Origin of the sequence: Deinococcus aerophilus (assembly GCF_014647075.1) — a bacterium.
Classification (GTDB): domain Bacteria; phylum Deinococcota; class Deinococci; order Deinococcales; family Deinococcaceae; genus Deinococcus; species Deinococcus aerophilus.
In genome coordinates this window covers 35,476-61,123 of sequence record NZ_BMOM01000009.1, presented here as the reverse complement: position 1 = coordinate 61,123, position 25,648 = coordinate 35,476, and the positions used below count along the sequence as shown (strand labels likewise).

Genomic DNA, 25,648 nt, shown 5'->3' with positions numbered 1-25,648 from the left:
GCGCTGGCTCAGTCCCCCACGAACACCGCCCGCTGATACGTTCCGTCCCCGCCCACCTCGGGCAGCCCGGCCTGCGCCGCCTTCTTCAGGTGTTCCAGGGCCAGCGCTACCGTGGGCCCCTCGCCGTACATCCGCAGGGCGTCGCGGGTAAGCAGCAGTTCCAGCCCGTGCCCCGGCTGGGCCGCCCGGAACACGTGGCCTTCGGGGATGGTGCGCCGCGTCACCACCACGCCGGGAGGAAAGGCTGCGAGTTCCACCTGTCTGGCAAAGTCCATACCGGCCAGCATAAACGGACCGGACCAAACGGGATTCCGTCCACAACGTTTCTGGCCAGAGCGTCTATCCTCGCCCGGTGACCCTGTTCGATCCTCCCGCGCCCCTGGCCGAACGTCTGCGTCCCCGCACCGTTGCCGAGGTGGTGGGACAGTCTCATCTGCTCGGGCCGGGCAAACCCCTGACGCGGGTACTGCAGTCGGGCCGTCTGGGGTCGCTGATCCTATGGGGTCCGCCGGGCGTGGGCAAGACGACGCTGGCGCGGTTGATCGCGGGCGAGGTCGGCGCGCACTTTATTGCGCTGTCGGCGGTGTCGGCGGGGGTCAAGGATGTGCGCGAGGCCACCGCCGAGGCCGAGCGGCTGCGCGGGCGCGGCCAGAAGACCATCCTGTTTCTGGACGAGATTCACCGCTTCAACAAGGCCCAGCAGGACGCCCTGCTGCCGCACGTGGAGTCCGGGCTGCTCACCCTGATCGGCGCAACCACCGAGAACCCGAGCTTTGAGGTCAACCCGGCGCTGCGTTCACGGGCGCGGACGCTGGTCCTTGAGGCCCTGACCCATGAGGAGGTGCGCGGCCTGCTGGACCGGGCGCTGAACGATCCGCGCGGCCTGAGCGGCGTGACGGCCGAGCCCGAGGCCCTGGACCTGCTCGCGCGGCTGGCCGAGGGGGACGCCCGGCGCGCGCTGGGCACGCTGGAGGTGGCGAGCACCCTCGCCAACCCGGTGACCCCCGACGCCGTGACCGAGGCCTTTGGCCGCCACCTGCCCGCCATGGACAAGAACGGCGAGGACTTTTACAACCTGATTTCCGCGCTGCACAAATCGGTGCGCGGCAGCCATGTGGACGGAGCGCTGTACTGGCTCGCGCGCATGCTGGAGGGCGGCGCGGACGCCATGTACGTGGCCCGCCGTATCGTGCGCATGGCCGCCGAGGACATCGGGCTGGCCGATCCGCAGGCGCTGCGGCTGGCAGTTGCGGCCCGCGACACCGCCGATTTTCTGGGCAGTCCGGAAGGAGACCTGGCGCTGGCCCAGGCGGTGGTGTACCTGGCCCTGGCCCCCAAGAGCAACAGTGTGTACCTGGCCTGGAAAAGGGCGGTGGGCGCGGTACGGGAAGGAGAGACCCTGCCGGTGCCGCTGCACCTGCGCAACGCTCCCACCGGGCTGATGCGCCAGCAGGGGTACGGTCAGGGGTACGCGTATTACTTCGACGATCCGGAAGGCTCCTTCGCGCAGAACTACCTGCCGGACGGCGTGCATCTGGGCCTGTATGCTCCGACCGGTGAGGGCTGGGAGGCGCGGGTGGCAGAGCGCTGGCGCAAGCTGCAAGACGCCCACGGGGAGGGAGAGGAAGGCGAGAAGGGTTAGGCGTCCAGCCCCAGCCCCGCCCGGATGGCCCCTTCTTCCGGGCTGCCTCCCACCACGACCCGTTCTATAACGCCCGCTGGACCCGTCAGGACCAGGGTGGGGAATACGCCCACGCGGTAGGCCCGCCCGATCCTGCCGCCGTGATCCAGCACGAGTTGTTCGCCGTATCCGTGCTCGGGCAGTTCGCCGCGCCGCGCGTCAATGACCCGCAGGTCCAGCCCGCAGGCGCAGGCCAGCCGCCCGATAAACAGATCGAGCCGGTCGCACCCCACGCAGCCCTCGGCCTTGAAGTACAGCAGCGTCCGGCCGGTCAGTTCCAGCGCGGGCGGCGGCGGAACGGTGGCGCCCGCCCGGACGGTGGAGGCGGTGAGCAGGCGCTCCAGCAGGACACCGATGACCGGCGGCACCCTGAGTCTGATCTGCTTTTGAGATTTTGCGGTCTGGGACATGCCGACCTCCTGTGCGTGAATGCTCCCCGGTACGTGAGCGTCCGGGCAAGGGTTCCCTCACGCAAGCTTCAGCGCCTAAGCCACTACGCGCACGATTTCCTCCCCCCGGCGTTGTTATGCTCCCCATGAGATGCCGTTTGATGCCCGCGCCCTGTCTGCCCTGGATTTTCCCCGTATTCGTGACGCCCTTGCCGAGCGCAGCAGCACCTCGCTGGGCGTGGAACGGGCGCGGGCGCTGGCCCCCTCGGACGACGCGGGGCGCATCGCCCGTGAACTCGATGAGGTGGACGACGCGCTGTTCGGCGTGAGCCTGAGCCTGGGCGGCATTCAGGACATCCGCGAACTGCACGCGCGGGCCGCCGAGGGCCGGGTGCTCTCGGGACAGGAACTGCTGAACGCCGCGTACTCGCTGGACGGCGCGATGACCGTCAAGCGGGCCATCCACGCCAATTCGCGCGGGCCGCTGCGCGAGGTGGCCCTGGGCCTGGGCGAACACGCCGAGCTGATCCGGCGGGTGCTCTCGGCCCTGGACCGCGACGGCGGCGTGCGCGACGACGCCTCTCCGCGCCTGCGCGACCTGCGCAAACGCATCGAGCCGCTGCGCGGGCGCATCCGCGAGCGGCTGGCAGCCACGCTGGAGAAGTGGGCGGACGTGCTGCAGGAAAACATCGTGACCATCCGCCGCGACCGCTACGTGCTGCCGGTGCAGGCCAGCCGGGTGTCCACGGTGCAGGGCATCATCGTGGACGCCTCGGCCACCGGACAGACCTACTTCGTGGAACCGGCGGCGGTGACCCAGCTCAACAACGAGCTGACCCGCCTGATTCTGGATGAGGAGGCCGAGGTGCGGCGCATCCTCAGCGAACTCTCGGGCCTGCTCGCGCAGGACGCCGAGGTGCCCATGACGCTGATGACCATCGGCGAGCTGGACCTGATCGCGGCCCGCGCCCGGCTGGCCCGCGACTGGCGTCTGAACCGTCCCGAGGCGGTCACGGACGGCACCTACGACCTGCGCGAGGCCCGCCACCCCCTGATCGAGAATCCGGTGGCGAACGACATCCGGCTGGGCGAGACAAAACTGCTGCTGATTACCGGCCCGAACATGGGGGGCAAGACGGCCACCCTCAAGACGCTGGGGCTGGCCGTGCTGATGCACCAGTGCGGGCTGTACGTTGCCGCCGCCCGCGCCCGGCTGCCGGTCGTCAGCGACGTGCTCGTGGACATCGGGGACGAGCAGAGCATCGAGGCCTCGCTGAGTACCTTCGCCTCGCACCTCAAGCACCTGCGGTATGTGCTGCGCTACGCCTCGCCGGACACGCTGGTACTGGTGGACGAGCTGGGCAGCGGCACCGACCCGGACGAGGGCGCGGCGCTGTCGCAGGGCATCATCGAGACCCTGCTCGCGCAGGACGCGCGCGGCATCATCACGTCGCACCTCTCGCCGCTCAAGCTCTTTGCGCTGGAAACGCCGGGCCTCAAGAACGCGAGCATGGGCTTTGACCTCGAGACGCTGGCCCCCACGTACCACCTGCAGGTCGGGCAGCCGGGCCGCAGCTACGCGCTCGCGATCGCGCGGCGCATGGGTCTGCCGGAAAACGTGCTCGCGCGCGCCGAGGGCCTGCTCGGGCCGGAGGCCGGAATCATGGAGCGCATGCTCGAGGGCCTGGAGCGCGAACGCGCCGAGCTGGCCGCGCAGCTTGCGGACACCGCCAGCGCCCGGCGCGAGGCCGAGGCCGAGCTGGGCCGGGTCCGGCAGGAGCGCGACACCCTGGAGGCCCGCCGCAGCGAGATGCTCGCCGAGGCGGCCCAGAAGGCCGAGACGCTCTACGCCGACGCCATCGAGCGGGTCCGCAGCCTGCGCGCCCGCGCCCAGGAGGACAGCGCCCGCCCGCGCGTCATGCAGGAACTGCGCGAGCTGCGCACCGCCGCCCAGAAGGTCCGCCCCGCTCCCCCCGTGCGTGAGGAGCGCGGCGACCCGATTCGGGTGGGCAACATCGTGGATGTGCCCGCCTACAACGCGAGCGGTCAGGTGCTGGAACTGCGCGGCGACAATCTGGTGGTGCAGCTCGGCGTAATGAAGGTGGGCGTCAAGCGGCGCGACGTGCGTCTCAAGCCGCAGCCCAAGGTCACCGCGCCGGTGGGCCGCGGCGCACGCTCCGGCTTTGCCGGGACCAGCCCCAGCACCTTCAGCAACGAGCTGCAGTTGCGGGGGCTGGGGGTGGAGGAGGCCGTCGAGGAACTGCGCACCGCCGTGCTGGAGGCCCACGCCCTCAAGGAGTCGCCGCTGCGGGTGGTGCATGGCAAGGGCCAGGGCGTGCTCAGGCGGCTGCTGCGCGATTACCTCAAGACCGACAAGAAGGTGGAGTCCTTTCACGACGCCGAACCCAACCAGGGGGGCCACGGCGTGACCATCGTGAACATCCGGCGCTGAGGCGGCGCACTTCCTGATCTGGGTCGGTGGGTAGGGCCGCGCTGTGAGGACGGGTGCCGGGAATGGAAGAACCGGTCAGACGGATGACAGAGAAATGCGTCACCATGGACGGTGTGATCGTCCGGATTTCCTCGCCCCGCCCTTTTCGTCGCCTGCGTTCCCTGGGCAGCCTCCTGCTCGCCGGGCTGGCTGCCTTCCCGGTGGCTGGGGCGCAGACACAAAGCGCGCCCGCGCCCTTTGGCCTGCAGCTGCCGCCCGGCTACATGGACCGCTTTGGCGCCACGGCTGTCATGGCATCCAGCACCAGCGGTTTCGGAGTGCGGTATCTGCCGCTGCCGCTTGCGGCAGACCTGCGCGTGTCGCTGGTCAAGACTCCGGCCGCCCTGGACTACGGGCTGAGTGGCAACCTGGGCACGCTGAATGTGGCGGTGGGAGTCTTTTCCGGGATGCCCCGGGCGGAGATGGGCCAGAACCTGCCCTCCGGAGTGCAGTGGAGCGGGCTCGTCCAGGGGCCGGAGGGCCTGTCGCGCCTGACCTTCGGCTACGCATTCACGCAGAACGAGGGCCGCTTCCGGTTGCTCAACACGGTGGGGCTGGCCGCCCGCAGCGCGGTCAGTGCGCCGTACAGCTACAGCGAGGTCAGCAACTTTGCCCCCCGGTCGTTTGGCAAGGTCAACGCGGCGCTGAGGGCCACGGGCCGGCTGTACACCTTTCCGGCCCAGCAGGAAGCCCAGGCCAGCTTTGACCTGAACCTCAGCGCCAACTACTCGCCGCTCCCGGGGCTGCTGCTGGAAGGCTCACACCTGGAGCGCTTCGCCGCCGGCAGCGTGCCCATTGCCGATTTTGGCGCGGGCCGTTACGAGGAGAGCAACTTCAACGTCACCTACCGCCTGCCGGGAGCAGACTCCGCGCTGCGTGTGGGGGCGGTGCGCAGCCGCCTGACCCGCAACTGGACGGCCGACTACACCTACCTGTACGGCGACGTCCTGCTGCGGACCTCGGCGCTGCCGAGCATGTTTGGCCCCAGTATCGGCTACCAGTGGGGCCCCGGAGGCCGGGACGCCCACTGGCTGATCAGTCTGGTGTCGTTGCCCAAATAGCGCCGGGGCCGGCGCCGTGTTCATGGCGCCGGCCGTGAGGACTGTGCAAGAGTGCGCCTCCTACACTGCCCTCAGCCCTGGCGACCGACCGCGTGCCGCCGCCGGGGACCTTCCGGTTCCTGCGCGTGGTCGCAGGGCGGCCGGGAGGAGAGGCGGGAGGCAGCGGCCAGCCACGCGGTTCTTGTCCGGTGTGACGCGCAGCACGGGCGCAGCGGCTCCCTTCACAGAGCCGCTGCGCCCACTTCCTTGTGGCGGCCACTGTCTGTTGCGCCCGCTGTCCGTGGGGTCAGCCGGTGGACGGTGACGGCGCTGCGCGCTGCGCCCGCTGCCGCGCCACGAAGGCCCGGAATTCCGTCAGGTCCAGGGTGTTGACGACCTGCTGCGGTCTCAGCCCCGCCTTGCGCGCCACTGCCACCCCGAAGCGGGCGTCGGCGAGGCCGCCGGGCACGTGGGCATCGGTGTTGATGGCAAAGGTCAGCCGCTCACGCCAGCGCAGCGCGTCGCGCCAGTCCAGGTCCAGGCGGGAGGCGTTGGCATTGATCTCCACCACCGTTCCGTTCGCCTCGCAGGCGGCGAGCACCGCGTCGAGGTCGAGGGCGTAGCCGGGGCGGCGCAGCAGCAGGCGGCCCGTGGGGTGGCCCAGCACCGTGATCAGTGGGTGTGAGGCCGCCCGGATCAGCCGTTCGGTCTGCCGGGCCGGGTCCAGCGTGAACAGGCTGTGGACGCTGGCGACCACATAGTCCAGTTCCGAGAGCACCTCGTCCGGGTAGTCCAGCGAGCCGTCCTGCAGGATGTCCACCTCGGCCCCGGCCAGGACCGGGAGGCCCTCTGCCTGAAGCTCCCGGATCTCGGCGATGTATCCATGCAGCCGTTCCAGGCTCAGGCCGTTGGCGTAATGCGCCGACCGGGAGTGGTCGCCGGTGCCCAAAAAGGCGTGGCCCCGCTCCAGGGTGCTGCCCACCATGTCGCGGATGGTGGCCGCGCCGTCCGACCACACCGAGTGGGTGTGCAGCATGCCGCGCAGGTCGGCCACCGTGACCAGTTCCTCGGGGGGGGGCAGCGTCTGCCACACGGCGTCGTGCTCGGGCTCGCGGTATTCCGGCGGGCGCAGCGGCAGCCCCAGGGTGCCGGTCACGTCGTGTTCCTGTGGGGTCGGAATCAGCACCCCGCCGCGCTTCAGTCCGCGCCCGCTGAGGTCAAAGCCCCGCGCCTTCGCCTCGGCCCGCAGCGCCTCACGGTAGGCCGTGCTGCCGCCCATCATCAGGTCCAGAGCGCCGCGCGCCGCGGCGTCCGCGTACGCGACCTCTACCGGCACGCCATTCACCCGGCCAGCAAGCACGGGTTTGTGTTCGACCGGACCAAGGCCCTCCACCACGCCCTCCAGCCGCCGGGTCACGTCGTCGGCCGTGCCGGTCACGGTCACTCGGGCGGCGCGCACGGTGTCCAGTCCGCGCCGCGCGTCGCCGGAGATGCGCGCGTCCAGATCGGTCAGCCGCGCCGCCAGGGCCGCGGCGACGTCCAGCCCGGTGCTCAGGGCCTGCCGCTCCTGGGCCTCCAGGGCAAACTCCACCGCTTCAAGGATGGTGGCCGCGCTGCGGGCTCCGAACCCCTTGATGGCCGCCACCCGCCCGTCCCGGGCGGCGGCCCGCAGCTCCTCCAGCGAGTCCAGGCCCGCATCCCACAGCGTGCGGATCTTCTTGGGCCCCAGCCCGCGCACCCGGAACAGGTCCAGCACGCCCGGAGGAATCTGGCGGGCGGCCTCCTCCAGCGGCCCGAACAGTCCGGTGTCAACGAGGGCGCTCAGCTCGGCGGCGATGTTCTTGCCCACCTTGGGAATACCCGCAAACTCCCGGGCAGCGAGTTCGGACACCTCCGCCTCCAGCCCCTCCAGGCTGCGCGCCGCGCTGCGGTACGCCTGCGCCCGGAACGCCTCCTCGCCCAGCAGGTCCAGCAGGTCGGCGGTGGTGTTCAGGGCATGAACCAGCGACTTGCGGGTCATGTCTGTATTCACGCGGGGTCCTGGGGGCCAGCGGTCAGCGCGTCTCCTTGCGCCGACTCCTGCCGCACCCGCCCCGCATACGTCACGATGCGGCCCCCCACGTTTTCGATCTGCGCCGCCGCCTCGGCAAAGCGGTATCCCACCTCGCCGGGTTTGTGGGCGTCGCTGCCAAGCACAAAGGGGATGCCGCGTTCGGCGGCGGCCCGGACGAGTTGCGGCGCCGGGTAGGCCTCGGCGACCGGCTTGCGCCAGCCCGCCGTGTTGAAATCCAGCGCCAGGCCTACGGCCGCCACGGTGTCCAGCGTCCGCAGCGCGGCCGCGCCGTCCGGATCGCGGTGTCCGAACTTCTTGGGCAGGTCCAGGTGGCCGAGGGCATCGAACAGCCCCGACCGGGCCGCTCCCTCCACCAGCGTGTAGTAGTCGCGGTACAGGCCGCCCAGATCACGCTCGCCGTACTCATCGGTGAATTCGGGATTGTCAAAGCCCCACGCGCCGATGTAGTGGACGCTGCCGATCACGTAATCCCACTCGTGGACGCCGAGCAGCCGCTCCACGAACCGCTCGGTGCCGGGATGAAAATCGGCCTCCAGGCCCAGCCGCACGTCCAGCCGACCGGCGAACTCGGCCTGCACGTCCTGCACCTTCTCCACGTATTGCCACAGCTGTTCTATGCGCATGCGCCACGGTGCGTCGTACCAGCGGGGCATGGGGGAGTGGTCGGTAAAGCACAGACCGGCCAGCCCCGCGTCCAGGGCCGCCTGCGCATACTCGCGCGGCTCGCCCGAAGCGTGACCGCACAGCGGGGTATGCAGGTGAGAGTCGAGAAACCGCGAAACGGTGGACATGAGGTAAGCGTACTGGGTTGAGGCAGCGGACGTCACCAAACAACCTCAAGACCCCTCAAGACTTGCCCGGGTCCCGCGTATTTCGGCCCTCCGGTCTGGGAGGCGGCCTATCCGGCCAGGCGTTCGGGCCTGTTGAGCGGCCACACCCGCCGCCCGAAGACATGCAGCAGCAGCCCTCCGGCGATCAGGGCGGCGCCCACACCCTTTCCGAGTGGAAAACCCTCGTGGTAGACGGCGGCGCTGGCGAGCAGCCCGAACACGGGAACGAGCAGGGACAGCGGCGCGACCCGCGCGGCCCCGTGGCGCTGGATCAACAGCGACCACACCCCGAAGCCCAGGACGGTGTTGCCCAGACCCATGTACAGCACGGCCGCCCACAGCTCCCACCCACCGTGCAGCAGCGTGTGGGCCACCCGGTCCCAGCCCTCGGTGAGGCCGGCGAGCAAGGTCAGCGGCAGCGGGGCCACCAGACTGCTCCAGACCACCAGCGAGAACATGTTGGCCCCGCCCGCGGCGCGCACGAGCAGGTTGCTGACTGCCCACCCCAGCGCGGCAAACAGCGTCAGGCCCAGGGTCAGGGCCGTCACGTCCCCGCCCGCGAGCGCGCCGATCAGGCCCATGCCGCCAAAGGCGAGCACCATTCCCGCGACCTGCCACGGCTGAATGCGCTCGCCCAGGAAGGTGGCGGCGAGCAGGGCGGTGAAGAAGGCCTGCACCTGCATCAGCAGCGAGCCCAGCCCCGCGCTGAGGCCCAGCCCCACCGCCAGATACAGCAGCCCGAACTGCACCACCCCCACCGCCAGCCCGTAGCTCCACAGCACGCGCGCAGACACGGCGGGGCGCCGCACGAAAAAGACGGCGGGCACAGCCGCCACCGCAAAGCGCAGCGCCGCGACCAGCAGCGGAGGAGCGTCCGCCACCGACCACTTGATCACCACGAAGTTCAGCCCCCAGATCAGGGTGATCAGCAGGGCGAGCAGCAGTCCCCGCAGGCCCAGCGACTGGGTTCCGGGCCCGGCATGTGCAGGCGGTATGGTGGCGGGGCGGGGGGTCATCTGATGCGGAGTTTACTCCCGGGTCCGCCCGGCCGTCCGGGTCAGCCGGATGCATCTTTACACACTCAGGACGTATACTTACTCTCTATGACCAAGGCCGCCAAGTCCACCAGAAAAGCCAGTCCAACCGGAAAAAAGGCCGGGAAGGCGCCGTCCGCTGCGGAGGCTGCCGTGAATAATTCTGCGCTGTTGACCCCGGAGACCCTGCCCCGTCCGGTGATGGCGGGCCGCGATTTCCTGAGCAATCTGGACATGACGGCCGCCGAGCTGCGCGCGGTGATGGACACCGCCCACTCCATGAAGCGCGGCGAGTGGCGCGCGGTCAAGCCCCTGGCAGGCCTGAGCCTCGCGCTGGTGTTCGAGAAAGCGTCCCTGCGGACGCGCACCACCTTCGATGTCGGCATGTACCAGCTGGGCGGGCACGCCATCACGCTGTCGAACACCGAGATCGGCCTGGGCACCCGCGAGCGCGTCAGTGACGTGGCGCGCAACCTCGAGCGCTGGGTGGACGGCGTGATGGGCCGGGTGTACCTGCAGCAGACGCTCAATGAGCTGGCCGACCACGCCGCCGTTCCGGTGATCAACGGCCTGAGCGACATGCTGCACCCCGCGCAGCTGCTCGCCGACTACCAAACCATCGAGGAAGAATTCGGCACCGACCTCAGGGGCCGCCGCGTCGTGTACATCGGCGACGGCAACAACCTCGCCAACAGCCACATCCACATGGGCATCCTGACCGGCACCGACGTCACCATCGTCACGCCCGTCGGCTACGAACCCAACGCCGGAGTCCTGATGGATGCGGTGAGGGCCGGAGTAAACGTCACCCTCACCAACGACCTCGCCGCCATCGCCGGAGCCGACGTGCTGTACACCGACGTGTGGATCAGCATGGGGCAGGAAGCCGAGGCGGACATCCGCCGCCGCGCCTTTCAAGGCTACCAGGTCACCCCGGAAATGCTCGACACGCTGGCCCCGCACGGGATTTTCCTGCATTGCCTGCCCGCCCACTACGGCGAGGAGACCGTGCCCGAGGCCACCGAACACTCCAAGAGCCGCGTCTTCGATCAGGCCGAGAACCGACTGCATGCCCAGAAGGCGCTGCTGTACCACGTCATGGGCGACATGAAGCCCCGCTGGTAATGACCCTCCTGACCACCCCTCGCCTGACCCTGCGGCCCCTGACGCCGGACGACCTGCCCGCCGTGCTGGCCTACCGCAACGATCCGCAGGTCGCGCGGTACCAGGGCTGGGCGCTGCCCGCCACGCCCGACTCGGTGGCGGGACTGGTTTCGGACCGGCCACTGGGCGCGCCCGGCTGGGTGCAGCGGGCCGTCACCCTGCACGGCGGCACCTTGCTGGGCGACGTGGCGCTGAACACCCATAACCAGCAGGCCGAAATGGGCGTCACCCTGGCCCGGTCCGCCCAGGGGCACGGATACGCCCGCGAGGCCCTGCACGCCCTGATCACGCACGCCTTCACGGAGCTGGGGTTGCACCGCCTGCGCGCGAGTACCGACCCGCGCAACACGCCTGTGGCTGCCCTCCTGATCCGTCTGGGTTTCCGCTATGAGGGCACCGCCCTCCGGAGTTACTGGCACCGGGGCGAGTGGACCGATGACGCGCGGTACGCCCTGCTCGGGACAGAATGGACGGCATGACGGCGGCTGAAGCTCCATTTCTCCCCGCAAGGGCAGCCCCGGACGCTTATGTGTGGTGGGAGAAGACAGACACGAAGGGCAGCGGGCAGGGCGAGGACAGCCCGATCCGTTGACGCCGGACTTCTGGACGCACCAGAAGCCGGGAACGTTCCCAGACATGCCACTGGAACGCCTGCACGCGCAGGTCACGCATTCCCCGATGGAGAATCAATCATGACGGTACCCAGGGTATTTATTGACGGTGAGGCCGGAACGACCGGTCTTCAGATCCGGCAACGGCTGGAGGGCCGCGCGGATATCGAGTTGCTGAGCATCGATCCGGCGCGGCGCAAGGACCCGGCGGCGCGGGCGGAGTTGCTGAACGCGGCGGATGTGAGCATCTTGTGCCTGCATGACGACGCGGCGCGTGAGGCGGTCACGCTCACCACCAATCCGGCGGCCCGTTTGCTGGACGCGAGTACGGCGCACCGTGTGGACCCGGCATGGGTGTTCGGCTTCCCGGAGCTGAACGCGGCGCAGCCGGAACGGATCCGCGCGGCGCGGTTCGTGGCGAACCCAGGGTGCTACAGCACTGGGGCAATCTCGCTGCTTGCCCCGCTGACGGCGGCGGGCCTGATTCCGCCGGAGTTCCCGGTGAGCATTCAGGGCTACAGCGGGTATACGGGTGGAGGCCGGGCGCTGGTCGACGCCCACGAGAAGAACGAGGCGCACCCCATGAAGGGCGCATTCCTGGGATATGCGCTGGGCCTGGGCCACAAGCACATTCCCGAAACGATGCGTTACGGGGGCCTGAGCCGTACGCCGATCTTCACACCGAACGTGGGTGCGTGGGCGCAGGGCATGACCGTGACCATCCCGCTGCATCTGCGCGAACTGGGCACCACCCCACAGACGCTGCACGCGGCACTTCAGGCCCATTACGCCGGGCAGCGCTACGTGCGGGTGTTCGGGATGGCCGACAACCCGGAAGTGCTGGACCCGCAGACGCTCAACGGCACGAATAACCTGGAACTGTTCGTGTACGGCTCGGCACAGGGAGAACGTGCCGTGCTCGCCGCGCGGCTCGACAACCTGGGCAAGGGAGCCGGCGGCGCAGCGGTGCAGAACCTGGAACTGATGCTGGGCCTGCACAGTGCCGGGGTCTGAGCGCATCTGAGCGCATAAGGAGGAGGCTGATTCCCTTTCCCTCGCCTTCTACCGGGACTGGCAGGCCACCCGCCGGTACGCCGCTTCCTGCCGGCCCGCCAGATATTTGTCCTTGAACATGGAATTGATGCCCAGGCGGCGGGCCTCGGCGCAGTTCAGGAACTTCTGGTCGTATTCCACGTTCAGGGCAGGCTTGCCGCGCCGGACGTATTCGGCCAGCGGAGCGCATTCGTCGTAGCGCTGGCAGCTCTCGTTGAGAATGCCGTCGAACTTGTCGGCCAGCCGCTGCCCGGTCCGGTCCCTGAGCAGCACCTTGTCGGGGCCGTTTTTCTGGAAGATCGCCAGCCCCAGGGCATGCGCCTCGTCGGCGAGCCAGCCGTTGAAGTCCACCTGATCCTGCAGCGTGATGACGCCGCCGGGCACGTTCTCGTCGTTTTGCAGGTTGTCCGGTTCCACCGCCTCGAAGCCCTTGTCACGGCACAGGCGCAGGCGGTCTTTCAGGACATCGGCCAGCACAGAGCGGGGCCGGAACACGTCGCGCACGTCCACAAACGCCTCGTCGGTCCAGTTGGGGTCCACCCCCAGCTTGAGGCGGGCCGGGTAACGCGCGGCGTCGGGGCGGTACGGTTCGTAGCTGCCGGCGTTGATGTAGCACACGGTGTACAGCCCCGCCGCCTTCAGGCGGGCGACGGTGGCCGCCGAGGTTGCAAAGGCGTCCAGATCAATGAGGCGGATGCCCTCAGGCACGCCGACATGGGTTTCATCAGCCGCGCCGATCTGCCAGTCCCAGCCGTACAGGCCGGCGGGGGGCGGACTGAGGGTCGGATGGGCGCTGCCCGCATCACACGCCTGCACGATGCCGGCACCGACCACCAGGAACAACAGCCAGGGCCAGCGTCTTTTCATTCCATCACTGTAAGCCGCGGGTGGGGGGCTGCAGTAAGGTGAGCAGAGCGATGATGGAGCTCTGGAGGTTCACCATGTCAGCGAAATTTGTTCTGAAAGTATCTGGCGAGCAGTTCATGTTCAACTTGCAGGCCGCCAACGGCCAGACGGTACTGACCAGCGAGCGTTACGTGACCAAAGCCGCCGCGATACAGGGAATTGCCTCCGTGAAACAGAATGCGGCCAATGACAGCCGGTACGAGCTGAGCGAGTCGGGCAGGCACTTTAACCTCAAGGCCGGCAATGGTCAGGTCATTGGCACCAGCCAGCATTACTCCAGTGAGGCGGCGGCGCACGGCGGCATGGACGCTGTAAAGCGCGCGGCGGCCGAAGGCCTGGTGGACGACCAGACCTGAGCAGGGAGCGTGCTGGAAGTCATCTGGGCAGAGGCCCTAGACCTCGGCCACATGCGACTCCACCGTGATCTCGCCGTAGACCTCGGCCTGCTGCACGCTGAAGGTGCCTTCCTTGACGCCCTCAAGCAGGGCGGCGAAGTAGGTGGTCTGTTCGGGCCAGTCCTGGGCGGGCAGGCCCCGGAAGGTGAAATGGCGCAGGCGGGTGCCGAAGGCGCGCAGGGCGTGCAGGGCGTCGGCGAGCGTCAGGCGTTCGCGGGCGAGCAGGGGCAGGTCCACTGGGCGAACGGCGTTCTGCGCGGCCCGCACCAGCCGGGCTAGGCTGCCGGCTGGATTGCGGGGGCGTTCGCGCCGGGGCAGGTTCACCGGGGCGGGACGGGCGGCGAGCAGTCCCTCGCGTTCGCGGCGGCGGGCGGCCAGAAAACCCACCAGCGTGTCCAGCTCGGCCAGCGCCTCGACGCCCTCCAGGAGCCCTTCCAGATCGCCGTCCGGGGCGTCGTCGTAGGGTTCAGGCTCCGGTGCGGGCAACAGCAAGCGGGCCTTCAGGGCGATCACGGTGGCCAGCGTGGGCAGCAGGTCGGGATGGGACGCGGTAAAGGCCTGCACTCCGCCCGTGACGGTGTGGACCCAGGCAAGCACGCCCCGGGTCAGCGTGAGCAGGCCCACCTCCTCCGGCAGCACCCGTCCGGCCCGCAGCGCGGCGGCCAGTTCTGCCAGCGTGCCGCTGAAGCCGGGCAACTCGACCACGAAGCCGGGGGAACCCGGCGGCGCAGCGTTGGCGGGAACGGCGAGCGTCAAGCCCGCGGTCTCCCCACCCGCACGTCCCCGCCCCCGCGCCCCGCCCTCACAGCTTCAGGAAACCGACCTTCTCGCGCACCTCTTCCATGACCGGCGCGGCGATGGCGCGGGCCTCCCGGGCGCCCTGCGCCAGCGCGTCGCGGATCTCGTCCGGGCGCTCGGCCAGCTCGGCGGCCCGCGCCTGGATGGGGGAGAGGGTGGCGGTCACGCCCTCCATCAGCTTCTTCTTGCAGTCCACACAGCCGATACCCGCCCGGCGGCACTCCACGTTCACCAGCTCGATGGTCGGCAGGTCCGAGAACAGCTTGTGGTAATCGAAGATCAGGCACACGTCCGGGTTGCCCGGATCGGTGCGGCGCACGCGGGCCGGGTCGGTGGGCGCAGCCCGCAGCTTCTGCCAGATGGAGCCCAGGTCCTCCAGCAGGCCCAGGGTGCTGTTCTCACCCTTGCTCTTGCTCATCTTGCCGTGGCCGTCCACGCCGGGAATCCGCAGGGCGTCTTTGGTGTACACGGCCTGGGGCTCCGGAAAGGTCTCGCCAAAGGTGTGGTTGAAGCGCCGGGCGATCTCACGCGTCAGCTCGATGTGCTGGGTCTGGTCCTCGCCCACCGGCACGGTGTCGGCCTTGTACAGCAGGATGTCGGCGGCCATCAGCACCGGATACATCAGCAGCCCGGCAGGAACGCTCTCCAGCTGGCCGGCCTTGTCCTTGTACTGGGTCATGCGCTCCAGCTCGCCCACTGGAGTCAGGTTGGTGAAGATCCAGCTCAGTTCCTGGTGCTCGGGTACCTGCGACTGCACAAAGAAGATCACCTTGCTGGGGTCCAGGCCCACCGCGAAGTTCGCCAGCGCCATGTCGAAGGTGCGCTGGGCAAGCAGTTCGCGGTCGAAGGCCGCCGGGTTGGTCAGGGCATGCAGGTCCACCACGCAGTACAGGCTGTTCTTGCCGTACTGCTCGCCCAGCTTGACGTAGTTCTGCATGGCCCCGAAGTAGTTGCCGATGTGGGGCTCACCGGTGGGCTGAATTCCTGAAAACACGCGCGACATAACCGGGACATTCTAGCGGGCCGCTGCCAGTCGGGGCCGGCCGCCGGCCACAGACGGCCGCGCCCCCAGTACGCCGGGGGGACCAATAGGTCAGGGGGCGGCCCGCACTGCTGGGCCGCCCCCTGAAAGAGACTTGGGAAGAAAGAAAGACTCTAGCGGTTGACCGGGGCGGCGGGAGTGCCGTTCTCGACCGCTCCGCTGCCGGTACCCTCGCTGGGCGTGGCGGTTTCGTCCGTGGCCGGGGTACCGGTGGCTGGAGTGTCGGTCTCGGGAGTGGCCGTCTCGGGGGTATCGGTCGCGGGGGTCGCGGCCTCGCCGGAGGGAACCGGCGCGTCACTGCCCGGGGTGGCGGGCGTGGTGGACTCGGGCGTGGCGGCGGGTTTGGGCGCGGCGGCGGCGACCCGCTTCTCCTGCGCTTCCAGCACGGCCTTGAGGTTGTTCTCGGGCTTGAGGGTGGCGACCTGCTCGGTCAGGTAGGCCTGGCCGGCCTCGTTCTTCTTGGTGGCCAGCACCTGCGGCTCAATCTGGGCCCGCACGGCGCTCAGGGGCTGGGTCTCGGCCTTCTTCAGGTCGGTCACGTACAGCAGCGAGTAGCGGTCGCCCACCTTGACCACGTCGGTCAGGCTGCCCTCGCCGGCGTCCTTGAGGCTCTGGGCGCTGAACACGGCGGCGTTCAGTTCCTCGCTGAGCTTGCTGTCGCCGGCGGTCACTGCGCCGCGTTCGCTGACGGTGGCTCCGGCCTTACCGGCGGCCTGCGTGAAGTCCCCGGTGCCCTTCCAGTCGGTGCGGAAGGCCAGGGCCTGGTTGCGGTCGCGGAAGCTGGCCTCGGTCACGTTGGCGCTGGCCGGGGTCTGGAACTGCGCCTTGTTCTGCGTGTAGTACTCCTGCAGGTCGGCGTCGGTGACCTTCACGTCCCGCGCGCCGTAGGCGGCCAGTCCCGCCGCGATGTCCTGACGGGTGCCGACCAGGGGCAGCTTCAGCTTCTGGGCCAGGGTGGGGGCGGCGTAGTTCTGGATCAGGCTCTCGGTAACCTGCGGCTTGAGGATGCCGTTGACCAGCTGCGCGGCCTGTTCGGGCGGCACCTGCTGAAGCAGCGAGGCGAACTGCTGGTTGGTGACCACGCCCTCGATCACGTCCGAGTACGGAATCTTGCGGTCGCCCACCACGGCCACGGTGGGGTTCTCGACCTTCCAGTTGAGGTCCTGGTACTCGATCTTGGCGTCGCGCTCCAGACCGGTGATCCACTGCTCCAGGGCAGCGTTCTTCTTCTGCTCGGTCACGGCGGTCACGGCGTCGCTCTTGGCTTCCGCGTAGGGCTTGACGGCGGGCGGCAGGTACTTCTCGACCTGGACGATGTAGAACTTACCGCCGCTGGACACCACGTCGGTCACGCCCCCACCCGTGAGGGCGAAGGCCGCCGCGCCCACCTCGGCGGGCAGCGCGACCTGAGCGACCGGACGCGGAGCGCCGTTCTCGATGGGGCCGAGGGCGCCGCCCCGGTCCTTGTTCTCGGTGCTGTTGGCGGCGGCCAGTTCGGCGAAGTCCGCGCCGCTCCGGATCTGTGCGAGCAGGCTCTTGGCCTTGGCCTCGTCGGTCACCACGATCTGGCGGCCCACGATGCGCGCGTCACTCTGGAAAGCCTGGGGGTTGAGGTCGTAGTACAGCTTGGCCTCGGCGTCGGTGGCTGCGGGCACGGCGTCGCGCAGCTGCTCGGCCTTGCGCTGGACTGCGAGGTTCTGACGGGTCCGTTCGCGGTAGGTGGCGTCGGTCAGGCCCGCACCCTGCAGGGCGTCGGTCCAGGCCTTGTTGTCCTGGAAGTTGTTCGCCTCGCGGACCTTGTTCACCTCGGCGTTCACGTCTGCGCGGCTGACCTTGATGTCGCTGGCCCCCTGCGTGATCAGTTCCTGGCGAATCTGACTGGCGACCACGTAGGTCTTGAAATCATCGCCCAGCACGCCGGTATCGGTGCTGCTCAGGACCGGGTTGCTGCGGCGGGCCGTTTCCAGCTGTTCTACCGTCACGGTCTGGCCGTTGACCGTCAGCGCGGGCGTGCCGGTCTGGCGGTTGAACAGCCCCGCCACGTTGGGGGTGAACTGGTAGGCCATGCCCACCACCAGCAGCAGGGCCAGAACGCCCAGCAGGACGTTCACGACTTTTTTTCGGTTCACTTGATCTCCTTTACGCAAGGTGCTAGGGTACCTGAGCTTTGCACTCGTAGCTCAGGTGGATAGAGCGTTGGCCTCCGGAGCCAAAGGCCACTGGTTCGAGTCCAGTCGAGTGCACCACCCTCACCACCCTTCGGGGTGGTTTTTTGTGGCATGGGTGTGGGGGATGACCCGGCGCTCCAGAAAGACACGCGCAGAAGTCTAGCACGCAAGGTTAAATGAAGGTGAAGCAAAAAACTTCGTGCTGGCCGGTCTTTTTGCTGGGTCCCTGCCGCGCTGGACGCCGGCGGCCTGTACGCTGTGGGCATGAGCGATTCCTCTTCTTCCATGTCGATGTCCGGCTCCACGTCCGGCCTGCTGGCCCTGCTTGAGCGTCTGCCCGGCAGCTACGCCGGTCCCACCGAGCAGGAAAGTGCTCCCTACGGCGTGGTGGGGGTGGGCGAGGGCACCCTGGCGGCCCACCTGATCCAGGCCTTTGCGCTGCCCAGCCTGACCCGCAGCGGCACCCAGTTCGTGCTGAGCAGCCCCGATGTTCACGCCGCCGCCGTGGACTACGCCGATCTGGCCGAGGTCGCCGGAGCCAGTGCCCGGCGCGTGAGTACCGGCGGGGTGGCGGGCGAGATCGACACGCTGATGCCGGGCGGGCCGCTGTCCACCTACCACTTCGCGCAGTACCTGGCCCACGTCACTGGCCATGCCGATGAGGCGCAGGCCGCCGACGCCGCGTTGGCCGATCTGGCCGGGCGCTGCGGCCCACACGTGGAGGAGAACAATCCGGCCCGAGACCTCGCGTGGAGTCTGTGGGGGCGCACGCCGCTGCTGCTCGCCACCCCCGACGCGGACGCCCTGCCGCACGCGTGGCAGCAACTGCTGGCCCGCACCGGCAAGATCCTGGCCGTGCCGCTGCTGGGCGACCTGCTGCCGCTGACCTGTGGGGCCTTTGAGGCCCAGCACGAGCGCGGTGACGCCAAGGTGGCGCTGATCCTGGGCGAGACGGATGACAGCCTGCTCCTGGCCCGCGAGATTCTGGAGTCACGCATCGACGAGATCATTCATGTTCCGGCTCCTGGGGGCGTGCAGGGCTATCCGGCCGCGCTGGCGCTGTGGTATTTCGGCGCGTGGGTCGCCGCCTACCTCGCCGAGCGCTATCAGATGGCTCCCGCCGACCCCGCCGTGCTGATCCGCGCCCAGGCCACCCTGGCGGGCGAGGCGGCGGACCCGGCGCAGCTCAGCGCTCCCCGCGATGACCTGCGACGCAGCGAACCCGTGTGGGCCGGCGACGAAGAGGTGTCCGGTGGGCCCGATGACGGCGATGAACCCGACGACGATGATGAAGAGGACGGGGACCGCTGAGCCGCATCCCTGAGGGGGACAGGCGCCGGGGCCGGGCGCGGTTCAGGAATCCGTGGAGCCGGAGGGGCCGGACGTGACCGAGAGGTGCAGGTCCAGGCCCGGCAGCTGCCGTCTGATATGGCCGAACAGGGCCGAGATGAACACGACCAGCCCCAGCATCTCCATCGTTTCCTCGATGGCCACGCCAAGCAGAGGAATGAAGCCGCTGTGAATCCCGCGGGCGTCGGAGGCCGCCTCGATCAGTTCCAGGCCCAGCGCCCCCCCGACATACATAGCCCCGGCAAGCACGAAGAGCCGGCGGGTGGCGGCGGGCAGGTGCAGCAAGAAGCGCACCGAGGCGAGCAGCAGCAGCAGGACGGCCAGACCGTACGGCACGACCCACAGGTAGAGCAGGGCGCCCCCAGGCTGGGCGAGCCGGCTGAGGGGGGCGCTGATGTTGTCGTGAATGGCGGCGAGCTCGTCCAGACACAGAAACAGAAACACGCCCGCGAGGACGGCCCAGTGGCGTGAGAACGGCCCGCCCGCCCGCTGCGTCGTCAGGGCGATGGTTCCGAGCAGCGCGGCGCTGAGCAGCAGCAGCCCCCCCGAAAAGGTGGCCGGAAGGTTGGCCTCCCCGCCCAGTCCGAACATGATGACCAGCCAGTTGCGTCCCGGAAAATCGGGAAAGTACACCGTCGCTACTTTGGTCAGCACGTGAATGCCGGCGAAGACCGCCGTGATCCACAGCAGCGCACGCGTAATTTTTTCCGGGGACAGCGTCAGGTGTCCGGCATACGGACCTTCCAGGGGCACGGTGTCTGTGGCGCCTGCGACGGTTGACGCAGGAATCAACACGGTGGATTGCGGGGTCCAGTTCGTTCGGCTCGGTTCCGACATGCCGGGTTCCTCCTGTGCCGTGTCCGGCTGGGCGCGTGTATGCCGTGCAGGGCCATCCCGGGGAGGCGCTGTGACCCGGGGAGGCACTGAGAAGGGCCCCTGGGAAGTGGGTCGGCTGCGGCCCCTCCATAAGAGGCGTCCCGGCGTTTCAAGGTCGTAAATTGTGTCTGTCACGCGTGTCTGCCGGACCCACAGCATGGGCGTGAGGCTGGCCGTCGGTCACCCTGCGTGCTGGTGCGGCCCCGAAGACGCCCCCTTGAGGGGCTCCAGGCCGATGGCGGGTGGGTTCTTTTCTTTCATCCCACCTGAAAAAGCTGTTTCAATTTGGCCGGCAGGCTTCCATCGTTGGCCATCAGTCGGCGGCAGCGAGGTCCGCTGCGCCGCGTGGCGTCAGACCCAGCATGGCGTACACCGAGGCCGCCCAGCCCGCGTCGTCCAGCGTGCGCCAGTGGTGAACCCACTGCCAGCGGCGGTAGGCGTCGGCGGCGGCGGCCATGTGCGCCTCGTCCTGGGTCGCGTCGGCCAGCGGATTGGCGGGCGGCACGCTGAGGTGATGCCGGGACAGCGCGCCTTCCAGCTCGGCCAGGGTCTTGGGCCCCAGCGCGAAGGCGATCCGGCCACCGTTCCGGTCTGCTCCGCTGATCCACGCGCGCAGGTCCTCCTCGGCGGGCAGGGCGTACAGGATCAGCTCGCCGCCAGGAGCGGGGTCGCCCGCGGCCACCAGCTGCAGGCCCGGCACGTTGTCGCGCAGGTAGGCGGCGACGGCTCCCTGCGCGTGGGCGCTGGCCCCGGCGTGCAGACGCTGCATGGCGTCCCGGGGATTCAGGCGGGCCAGCCGGGGCTCCGGCGCGGCGTCCATGTCCTCCGGAACCGGCCCGGGCCCGTCCAGCGACAGCTGAGCAGGGGGCCGCAGGGCCTGGGCGTGGTATTCCAGGCGCGACTGGCCGCGCCACTCGCTGACCACCAGCCCGGTGGCGAGGTCACGCTCGCCTGCCTGGGCGTCGTGCTCGCCGTACTTGATGCCGCGCAGCGCTCCGATCCGGAACTGCAGGCTGTCGCCACGCTTGCCCACCAGCCGCGTGTCGCTCAGGGTGTCGCGCACATGCCACAGCGGCGGCGCGTGGCCCTCGCCGAAGGGTTCGAAGGCCCCGGCTCCCTCCACCAGTTCGTGTGTCGCGCCCAGCGTGGGCAGCGGGGCGTCCAGGCGCACCTGTGGCCGGGGCACCGGGAACTGCCGCATGTAGGCGTGGATGCGTTCGCGGAAGGCCCCGAAGTGTTCGTCGTCTATGGAAAAGCCCGCCGCTCCCATGTGCCCGCCATAGCGTTTCAGGAGGTCTTCGCTGTAGCGCAGGCCGCCCACCGCACTGATGCCCGGCGTGCTGCGGACCGAGCCCTTGCCCTGCGCGACGATAAACACCGGCTTGTGGTAAGTCTCGACCAGTTTGCTCGCCACAATGCCCATCACGCCCGCGTGCCAGTCGGGGTGCGTGACCACCAGCGCCGGTTCGCTGGGATCGGCAATCTGCAGCGCCTGGGCAAACATGTCGTCCTGCAGCTTGCGCCGCTCGCCGTTGCGGATCTCCAGGTATTCGGCGAGCCGGCCCGCGTCGTGGCGGCTCGCCGTGGTCAGCAGGTCCAGCGCCACGTCCGCCTCGCCCAGCCGGCCGGCGGCGTTGATGCGCGGCGCGATCACGAAGGCCACGTCGCGGGCGCTGGGCCGCGCCACCCGGCCCGAATCCAGCAGCGCCCGCAGTCCGGGCAACTCGGTTGCGGCCAGGGCACTCAGGCCCGCGCGCACCAGCGCCCGGTTCTCACCGATCAGCGGAGCCACATCTGCCACCGTGCCCAGGGTCGCCAGCGCCGAGAGGGAACGCGGCTCCTCCAGGCCCAGTTCGGCATGAACGGCCCACAGCAGGTGGTAGGCCACGCCCGCGCCGGTGAGGTTGTGTATCTGCGGGTCGTAGTCGGCGGTCAGGCTGGGATGCACCACCAGCGCCGCCGGGAAACTGGGTCCCGGCGTGTGGTGGTCGGTGACGATTACCTCGGTGCCGCTCGCCAGCAGGGCGGCGACCTCCTCGACGTTGCTCACGCCGCAGTCCACCGTCACGAGCAGGTCGCAGGCGGCGGCATGTTCGGCCACCTTGTCGGGATGAATGCCGTACCCCTCGTTCAGGCGGTGCGGAATGAAGCCGTGTACGTCGGCGCCCAGCGCCCGCAGACCCAGCACGAGTACGGCGGTGGCGCTCACACCGTCGGCGTCGTAGTCGCCGTGAATGCGCAGACGTTTGCGCGCCCGGATGGCTGCCACGAGGCGGCGCGCCGCTTCGCCCAGGGCCGGGTTGGGGGTCAGGGCCAGCGGCGGGTCCAGCAGCGCCGGAGTCAGGCCGCGCCCGTGCAGCACCTGTGCCAGCGGCGGCGAGACCCGCCAGCGCCGCATCACCGAGAGCAGTTCCTCCCGGCTGGCGGGAGGGGCAAGCAGCCAGCGGGCCTGCGGGGGGTGGTCCGTCGGGTGCCGCGTCATGCCGCGCCGCTCATGACACCTGCTCCAGGGCGTTGCTCTCGGGAAGGCCCACCGGTGCCCGCAGACCATCGGCGGGGGGCATGGCTCCCAGCCGGGCCTGCAGGGTGGCGGTCAGGCGCTGCTCGACCGCGCGGCGTTCGCGGCGCTCGCGCAGGCGGCGGGCGCGCTCGCCCCACACCGGGGGCAGCAGCAGCAGGACGGCGTAGGCCACCCCGACGAGCAAGGCGAGCGCCACCGTCAGGCCCACCGACAACGACAGTTCGCCGCGTCCGAAGGGCAGCGGCAGGCGCACCAGCGCCGGATTCTCCAGGGTCACCAGCACCAGATAGGCCGCGATGGTCAGCAAAAGCAGCACCTGGATGAACGAGACGAGCCGCATGGTGCCAGTTTAGCGCCAAGCTGCAACAAAAACCGTGCCGGACGCGTGCCTGCGTTTGCGGCCCGACTGGCTTTCAGGGCCCGCAGTCACCAACGAAACATAAAGGGGCGACGGCAACAGCGAAGGGCAGAGGCCCGCGTGGTAAACTGAGCTGTTAACCCATATTTCTGTGGGTGCAGCCGCCCGGCCCGCCAGCGTGCGGGGGGTGTGCGGAGGTGATGAATATAGCGAAAGAACATAAGGTCAACGAGCAGATCCGCGTCCGCCAGATCCGTCTGATCGGCGCAGAGGGCGAGCAGGTGGGCATCATCGACACCCGTGAGGCCATGAACATGGCGCGCGAGGCGGCCATGGATCTGGTCATGGTCAGTCCGCAGGCTGTTCCGCCCGTCTGCCGCCTGCTCGATTATGGCCGGTTCCGCTACGAGCAGCAGCAGAACGAGAAGGAAAACCGCAAGCGTGCCCGCGCTCAGGAAGTCAAGGCCATCAAGTTCCGGGTCAAGATTGACGACCACGACTTCAAGACCAAGACCGGGCACGTGCGCCGCTTTCTCGAAGAGGGCCACAAGGTCAAGGTCACCATCATGTTCCGCGGGCGCGAGCGCACCCACCCGGAGCTCGGCGAGCGCATTCTGGTGCGTGTGGCCGAGACCCTGGCCGACATCGGGGCGCCCGAGAGCAACCCCAGCATGATGGGCATGGACATGAACATGATCATGACCCCCAAGGCGGCTCCCGCGCCCAAGAAAGAGCGTGGCGAGGACAGCGGCGCTGCGGGCACCGAGGCTGCGTCCCCGGCACCGGCAGAAACGCCCGCCGAGACGCCCGCTTCGGCCTAAACGCTTCCAGGCAGCGGTCCGCCCCACTCGGCGGGCCGTTTTCTGTCGCCGGATATGCAACCTGCCGCTTGCTTTTCATGCTTTATTTTGTAAACTGATGCGGTGCCTGAGGCCGAGTCCGACCGGGCGCAGTGCACTGGAGGAACCCATGATCAAGATGTACACGACCAACTGGTGCCCCGACTGTCACGCGGCCAAACGCGCCCTGAGCAGCAAGGGCCTGGCCTTTGAGGAAATCAACATTGAGCAGGATGAGGACGCCGCCGCCTACGTGATGAGCGTCAACGGCGGGCGGCGCAGCGTTCCGACGCTGGTTCACGGCGAGGTGGCGCACAGCCTCAGCGGGTTCCGGCCGCAGAAGCTGGACGCCTTTCTGGCCGCCGCCGGCCTGTAACTCCTAGCGTCCGGCAGAAGTGGGCGGTCCTCCAGCGGGGGCCGCCCCTTTCGTGTTTTATCTGCTGCCCTCCCGCGTGGTGATGTGGTGCGTGCCGGCGAGCCGCGCTGTTCCGTCGGCCGCCACGGTATAGACCCGCACGTTCAGGGTGTGCGGCGTCAAGTGCAGCCACAGAAAGCCGGGCTGTCCATGGATTTCGGTGGCGGCGGGCCGCGTGCCTGTCCGCGCGCCCTCGGCCTTGCCCGCTGCACCGGACACCATCGCCCAGGTGCCGGGGCATTCCGGCTGTGGAGCAAAGACTTCCAGGGCGTGGTCGTGTCCGCTCAGCACGGCGTCCGCGTACCCACAGGCCACCCGGTACAGGTCGCGCACCGCGTCTCCCCGCTGAAAGGCGAAGGGCAGTCCGTCGTACTGCCCGGCGTCGCCGTGTTTGCCGTTGGAAAACAGGGGATGGTGACCCAGCACCAGCTTCCAGCGGGCGCCGCTGCCGCGCAGCGCATTCGCCAGCCAAGTGCGCTGCGCAGCGTCCCACGGTCCGCCGGGCCACTCGTTCACCCGTCTGCCCGGCAGGTAGGCGGCAAGCGGCGTGGTGTCCACCACAAAGAATTCGGCCAGAGCCTCTCCGGTTCCAGCGGTCACGGGTGCCCGGTAGGTGCGGGCGGGCATCACCCAGCGCGGATTGACCTTCGCGTAGGCGACCTGAGTCTCCGCTCCGCGTGCGTCCGTTCCGTCGCCGCCAAAAAGTCCGCTCTCGTCGTGGTTGCCTGCCACCATCAGGAAGGGAAGGTTCAGGGGGCCATACACGTCCTCAAAGCGGGTCTGGAACAGGGGAGAGCCCACCTCCCGCGGGCCGGCGGGATAGAAGTTGTCGCCCAGGCCCACGCCCAGATCGCAGCCCTCGCGCGCGCATACCTCCTGCATGGCCGCCGCGACACGCCGCTGCACGTCCGTTCCGGTGCCCTGGTCCCCCATGACCACCACGCGCAGGTGCTCCGGGCCAGGCATGGTGAGGGGGGCGGTCACGTCGGGCAGGGACACTGCCGGGCCGCTCAGGGCGGGGGCGCAGGCGGGCAGGAACAGCAGGAGAACGCTTGGCAGACTCAGGCGGTGCATGGAGGTCACGGTATACCCCCAGATCCCCCGCCGGGCCACGCGCAAGTGCGGCAACGCGGCGGTGTCTGCGCTCCTACGCTGTTTGCGTGAACGAATATCTGAAGGTCATCCGTCACCATTACGCCGACTTTTCTGGCCGTGCCCGTCGCCGCGAATACTGGATGTTTACGCTTTTCAACCTCATCATCACGTTCGTTCTGGGGTTCGTGGACGGCATGCTCGGACTGGGAAGCGACGATCTCTCACTGGGGGTCCTGAGCGGCATCTATACGCTGGCGGTGCTGATTCCAGGCCTCGCCCTGACTGCCCGGCGTCTGCACGACACGGGACGGAGCGGCTGGTGGCAACTCCTGAGCCTCATTCCCCTGGTGGGCGGAATCGTGGTGCTGGTTTTCGTGGTATCAGACAGCGATGCCCAGACCAACAGGTGGGGGCCGAATCCCAAAGGGGTGTCCGGCAGTGCCGCCTTTGGAGTGCAGGGCTGAGCCGTTCACGGGTAAGCCCGACAAAGACGACAGCGCCCTGGAGCTGTTTCCATG

General features: G+C 69.0%; 24 protein-coding genes and 1 tRNA gene. 12 read left to right on the top strand and 13 right to left on the bottom strand.

All coding sequences use genetic code 11. The annotated features are described in order from the left end of the window. Positions 1 to 8 precede the first annotated feature (8 nt). Positions 9 to 275, bottom strand: a complete 267-nt coding sequence (locus IEY21_RS07705; protein ID WP_229752964.1) for a hypothetical protein — start codon at positions 273 to 275, stop codon at positions 9 to 11. A gap of 77 nt (positions 276 to 352) precedes the next feature. Here IEY21_RS07705 and IEY21_RS07700 point away from each other — a divergent pair, with 77 nt between their 5' ends. Continuing rightward, positions 353 to 1,642, top strand: coding sequence for a replication-associated recombination protein A (locus tag IEY21_RS07700; RefSeq protein ID WP_188903053.1), 1,290 nt, complete (start codon positions 353 to 355; stop codon positions 1,640 to 1,642). Here the strand turns inward: IEY21_RS07700 and IEY21_RS07695 are convergent. Next, positions 1,639 to 2,091 (bottom strand): TlpA family protein disulfide reductase, encoded by a 453-nt coding sequence (locus tag IEY21_RS07695; protein ID WP_188903051.1) that lies wholly within the window; start codon positions 2,089 to 2,091, stop codon positions 1,639 to 1,641. The two genes, IEY21_RS07700 and IEY21_RS07695, sit on opposite strands and share 4 nt — an antisense overlap. Before the next feature lie 130 nt (positions 2,092 to 2,221). Here IEY21_RS07695 and IEY21_RS07690 point away from each other — a divergent pair, with 130 nt between their 5' ends. Both IEY21_RS07690 and IEY21_RS07685 read left to right on the top strand, forming a co-directional pair. After that, entirely contained in the window at positions 2,222 to 4,522 is a 2,301-nt protein-coding gene (locus tag IEY21_RS07690) for an endonuclease MutS2 (RefSeq protein ID WP_188903049.1), read from the top strand. Between the two features lie 83 nt (positions 4,523 to 4,605). Further along, positions 4,606 to 5,622: a hypothetical protein gene (locus IEY21_RS07685; RefSeq protein ID WP_229752963.1), complete on the top strand. Its 1,017-nt coding sequence runs from the start codon at positions 4,606 to 4,608 to the stop codon at positions 5,620 to 5,622. 286 nt (positions 5,623 to 5,908) lie between these two features. On the opposite strand, the gene IEY21_RS07680 is transcribed toward IEY21_RS07685, so the two are convergent. The 3 genes from IEY21_RS07680 to IEY21_RS07670 all read right to left on the bottom strand — a co-directional run bounded on the left by IEY21_RS07680 (position 5,909) and on the right by IEY21_RS07670 (position 9,521). After that, positions 5,909 to 7,621, bottom strand: a complete 1,713-nt coding sequence (locus tag IEY21_RS07680; RefSeq protein ID WP_188903131.1) for a DNA polymerase/3'-5' exonuclease PolX — start codon at positions 7,619 to 7,621, stop codon at positions 5,909 to 5,911. Between the two features lie 8 nt (positions 7,622 to 7,629). Next, a complete protein-coding gene (locus IEY21_RS07675) occupies positions 7,630 to 8,466 on the bottom strand; it encodes a histidinol-phosphatase HisJ family protein (RefSeq protein ID WP_188903047.1) in 837 nt (278 codons plus the stop codon). 107 nt (positions 8,467 to 8,573) lie between these two features. Continuing rightward, positions 8,574 to 9,521 (bottom strand): EamA family transporter, encoded by a 948-nt coding sequence (locus IEY21_RS07670; protein ID WP_188903045.1) that lies wholly within the window; start codon positions 9,519 to 9,521, stop codon positions 8,574 to 8,576. An 87-nt stretch (positions 9,522 to 9,608) separates the two neighbouring features. On the opposite strand from IEY21_RS07670, the gene argF reads away from it, so the two are divergent. From argF to argC, 3 genes are all read left to right on the top strand, one after another. After that, positions 9,609 to 10,664, top strand: coding sequence for an ornithine carbamoyltransferase (gene argF / locus IEY21_RS07665; protein WP_373290492.1), 1,056 nt, complete (start codon positions 9,609 to 9,611; stop codon positions 10,662 to 10,664). Beyond that, complete coding sequence (locus IEY21_RS07660; RefSeq protein ID WP_188903043.1) at positions 10,664 to 11,182, top strand: GNAT family N-acetyltransferase; 519 nt, start codon at positions 10,664 to 10,666, stop codon at positions 11,180 to 11,182. The genes argF and IEY21_RS07660 overlap by 1 nt, the downstream gene beginning before the upstream one ends. A gap of 213 nt (positions 11,183 to 11,395) precedes the next feature. After that, a complete protein-coding gene (gene argC, locus IEY21_RS07655; protein WP_188903041.1) occupies positions 11,396 to 12,328 on the top strand; it encodes an N-acetyl-gamma-glutamyl-phosphate reductase in 933 nt (310 codons plus the stop codon). Between the two features lie 48 nt (positions 12,329 to 12,376). Here the strand turns inward: argC and IEY21_RS07650 are convergent, their stop codons facing one another. Further along, the gene (locus tag IEY21_RS07650) at positions 12,377 to 13,234 is read right to left on the bottom strand and encodes an endo alpha-1,4 polygalactosaminidase (protein ID WP_188903039.1); all 858 of its coding nucleotides are present in this window, start codon (positions 13,232 to 13,234) and stop codon (positions 12,377 to 12,379) included. Between the two features lie 74 nt (positions 13,235 to 13,308). Here IEY21_RS07650 and IEY21_RS07645 point away from each other — a divergent pair, with 74 nt between their 5' ends. Next, the gene (locus IEY21_RS07645) at positions 13,309 to 13,629 is read left to right on the top strand and encodes a YegP family protein (protein ID WP_188903037.1); all 321 of its coding nucleotides are present in this window, start codon (positions 13,309 to 13,311) and stop codon (positions 13,627 to 13,629) included. A 36-nt stretch (positions 13,630 to 13,665) separates the two neighbouring features. On the opposite strand, the gene IEY21_RS07640 is transcribed toward IEY21_RS07645, so the two are convergent. The 3 genes from IEY21_RS07640 to IEY21_RS07630 all read right to left on the bottom strand — a co-directional run bounded on the left by IEY21_RS07640 (position 13,666) and on the right by IEY21_RS07630 (position 17,637). After that, complete coding sequence (locus tag IEY21_RS07640) at positions 13,666 to 14,424, bottom strand: segregation and condensation protein A (RefSeq protein WP_229752962.1); 759 nt, start codon at positions 14,422 to 14,424, stop codon at positions 13,666 to 13,668. Positions 14,425 to 14,470: 46 nt separating this feature from the next. Next, entirely contained in the window at positions 14,471 to 15,469 is a 999-nt protein-coding gene (trpS, locus tag IEY21_RS07635) for a tryptophan--tRNA ligase (RefSeq protein WP_188903035.1), read from the bottom strand. Positions 15,470 to 15,621: 152 nt separating this feature from the next. Then, on the bottom strand, positions 15,622 to 17,637 hold the full coding sequence (locus IEY21_RS07630) for a peptidylprolyl isomerase (RefSeq protein WP_188903033.1): 2,016 nt from the start codon (positions 17,635 to 17,637) through the stop codon (positions 15,622 to 15,624). A 40-nt stretch (positions 17,638 to 17,677) separates the two neighbouring features. Here IEY21_RS07630 and IEY21_RS07625 point away from each other — a divergent pair. Together IEY21_RS07625 and IEY21_RS07620 are read left to right on the top strand one after the other, a co-directional pair. Then, positions 17,678 to 17,754, top strand: a tRNA-Arg gene (locus IEY21_RS07625). 186 nt (positions 17,755 to 17,940) lie between these two features. Beyond that, on the top strand, positions 17,941 to 18,987 hold the full coding sequence (locus IEY21_RS07620; RefSeq protein WP_188903031.1) for an SIS domain-containing protein: 1,047 nt from the start codon (positions 17,941 to 17,943) through the stop codon (positions 18,985 to 18,987). Positions 18,988 to 19,029: 42 nt separating this feature from the next. Here the strand turns inward: IEY21_RS07620 and IEY21_RS07615 are convergent, their stop codons facing one another. The 3 genes from IEY21_RS07615 to IEY21_RS07605 form a co-directional block, all read right to left on the bottom strand. Further along, positions 19,030 to 19,863, bottom strand: coding sequence for a DUF8692 domain-containing protein (locus tag IEY21_RS07615; RefSeq protein ID WP_188903030.1), 834 nt, complete (start codon positions 19,861 to 19,863; stop codon positions 19,030 to 19,032). A gap of 352 nt (positions 19,864 to 20,215) precedes the next feature. Further along, positions 20,216 to 22,384, bottom strand: a complete 2,169-nt coding sequence (locus IEY21_RS07610) for a single-stranded-DNA-specific exonuclease RecJ (RefSeq protein WP_188903028.1) — start codon at positions 22,382 to 22,384, stop codon at positions 20,216 to 20,218. Between the two features lie 10 nt (positions 22,385 to 22,394). Further along, on the bottom strand, positions 22,395 to 22,763 hold the full coding sequence (locus tag IEY21_RS07605) for a lipopolysaccharide assembly protein LapA domain-containing protein (protein WP_188903026.1): 369 nt from the start codon (positions 22,761 to 22,763) through the stop codon (positions 22,395 to 22,397). A 215-nt stretch (positions 22,764 to 22,978) separates the two neighbouring features. Here IEY21_RS07605 and infC point away from each other — a divergent pair, with 215 nt between their 5' ends. Together infC and IEY21_RS07595 are read left to right on the top strand one after the other, a co-directional pair. Beyond that, the gene (gene infC / locus IEY21_RS07600; protein ID WP_188903024.1) at positions 22,979 to 23,602 is read left to right on the top strand and encodes a translation initiation factor IF-3; all 624 of its coding nucleotides are present in this window, start codon (positions 22,979 to 22,981) and stop codon (positions 23,600 to 23,602) included. Between the two features lie 148 nt (positions 23,603 to 23,750). After that, positions 23,751 to 23,996 carry a glutaredoxin domain-containing protein gene (locus IEY21_RS07595; protein ID WP_188903022.1) on the top strand — a complete coding sequence of 82 codons (246 nt, stop codon included), beginning with the start codon at positions 23,751 to 23,753 and terminating at the stop codon, positions 23,994 to 23,996. A 57-nt stretch (positions 23,997 to 24,053) separates the two neighbouring features. Here IEY21_RS07595 and IEY21_RS07590 read toward each other — a convergent pair whose 3' ends face one another. Next, positions 24,054 to 25,109 carry a metallophosphoesterase gene (locus IEY21_RS07590; RefSeq protein ID WP_188903126.1) on the bottom strand — a complete coding sequence of 352 codons (1,056 nt, stop codon included), beginning with the start codon at positions 25,107 to 25,109 and terminating at the stop codon, positions 24,054 to 24,056. A gap of 86 nt (positions 25,110 to 25,195) precedes the next feature. Between IEY21_RS07590 and IEY21_RS07585 the strand changes: the two genes are divergently transcribed. Continuing rightward, positions 25,196 to 25,594 (top strand): DUF805 domain-containing protein, encoded by a 399-nt coding sequence (locus IEY21_RS07585; protein ID WP_188903020.1) that lies wholly within the window; start codon positions 25,196 to 25,198, stop codon positions 25,592 to 25,594. Positions 25,595 to 25,648: the final 54 nt, after the last annotated feature.

Coding starts and splice junctions, on each gene's coding strand:
- IEY21_RS07695 (WP_188903051.1), bottom strand. CDS start 2,091: ATGTCCCAGACCGCAAAATCTCAAAAGCAGATCAGACTCAGGGTGCCG.
- IEY21_RS07595 (WP_188903022.1), top strand. CDS start 23,751: ATGATCAAGATGTACACGACCAACTGGTGCCCCGACTGTCACGCGGCC.
- IEY21_RS07660 (WP_188903043.1), top strand. CDS start 10,664: ATGACCCTCCTGACCACCCCTCGCCTGACCCTGCGGCCCCTGACGCCG.
- IEY21_RS07620 (WP_188903031.1), top strand. CDS start 17,941: ATGAGCGATTCCTCTTCTTCCATGTCGATGTCCGGCTCCACGTCCGGC.
- IEY21_RS07590 (WP_188903126.1), bottom strand. CDS start 25,109: ATGCACCGCCTGAGTCTGCCAAGCGTTCTCCTGCTGTTCCTGCCCGCC.
- IEY21_RS07650 (WP_188903039.1), bottom strand. CDS start 13,234: ATGAAAAGACGCTGGCCCTGGCTGTTGTTCCTGGTGGTCGGTGCCGGC.
- IEY21_RS07615 (WP_188903030.1), bottom strand. CDS start 19,863: ATGTCGGAACCGAGCCGAACGAACTGGACCCCGCAATCCACCGTGTTG.
- IEY21_RS07685 (WP_229752963.1), top strand. CDS start 4,606: ATGACAGAGAAATGCGTCACCATGGACGGTGTGATCGTCCGGATTTCC.
- IEY21_RS07675 (WP_188903047.1), bottom strand. CDS start 8,466: ATGTCCACCGTTTCGCGGTTTCTCGACTCTCACCTGCATACCCCGCTG.
- IEY21_RS07680 (WP_188903131.1), bottom strand. CDS start 7,621: ATGACCCGCAAGTCGCTGGTTCATGCCCTGAACACCACCGCCGACCTG.
- argF (WP_373290492.1), top strand. CDS start 9,609: ATGACCAAGGCCGCCAAGTCCACCAGAAAAGCCAGTCCAACCGGAAAA.
- IEY21_RS07605 (WP_188903026.1), bottom strand. CDS start 22,763: ATGCGGCTCGTCTCGTTCATCCAGGTGCTGCTTTTGCTGACCATCGCG.
- trpS (WP_188903035.1), bottom strand. CDS start 15,469: ATGTCGCGCGTGTTTTCAGGAATTCAGCCCACCGGTGAGCCCCACATC.
- IEY21_RS07705 (WP_229752964.1), bottom strand. CDS start 275: ATGGACTTTGCCAGACAGGTGGAACTCGCAGCCTTTCCTCCCGGCGTG.
- IEY21_RS07645 (WP_188903037.1), top strand. CDS start 13,309: ATGTCAGCGAAATTTGTTCTGAAAGTATCTGGCGAGCAGTTCATGTTC.
- argC (WP_188903041.1), top strand. CDS start 11,396: ATGACGGTACCCAGGGTATTTATTGACGGTGAGGCCGGAACGACCGGT.
- IEY21_RS07610 (WP_188903028.1), bottom strand. CDS start 22,384: ATGACGCGGCACCCGACGGACCACCCCCCGCAGGCCCGCTGGCTGCTT.
- IEY21_RS07690 (WP_188903049.1), top strand. CDS start 2,222: ATGCCGTTTGATGCCCGCGCCCTGTCTGCCCTGGATTTTCCCCGTATT.
- IEY21_RS07670 (WP_188903045.1), bottom strand. CDS start 9,521: ATGACCCCCCGCCCCGCCACCATACCGCCTGCACATGCCGGGCCCGGA.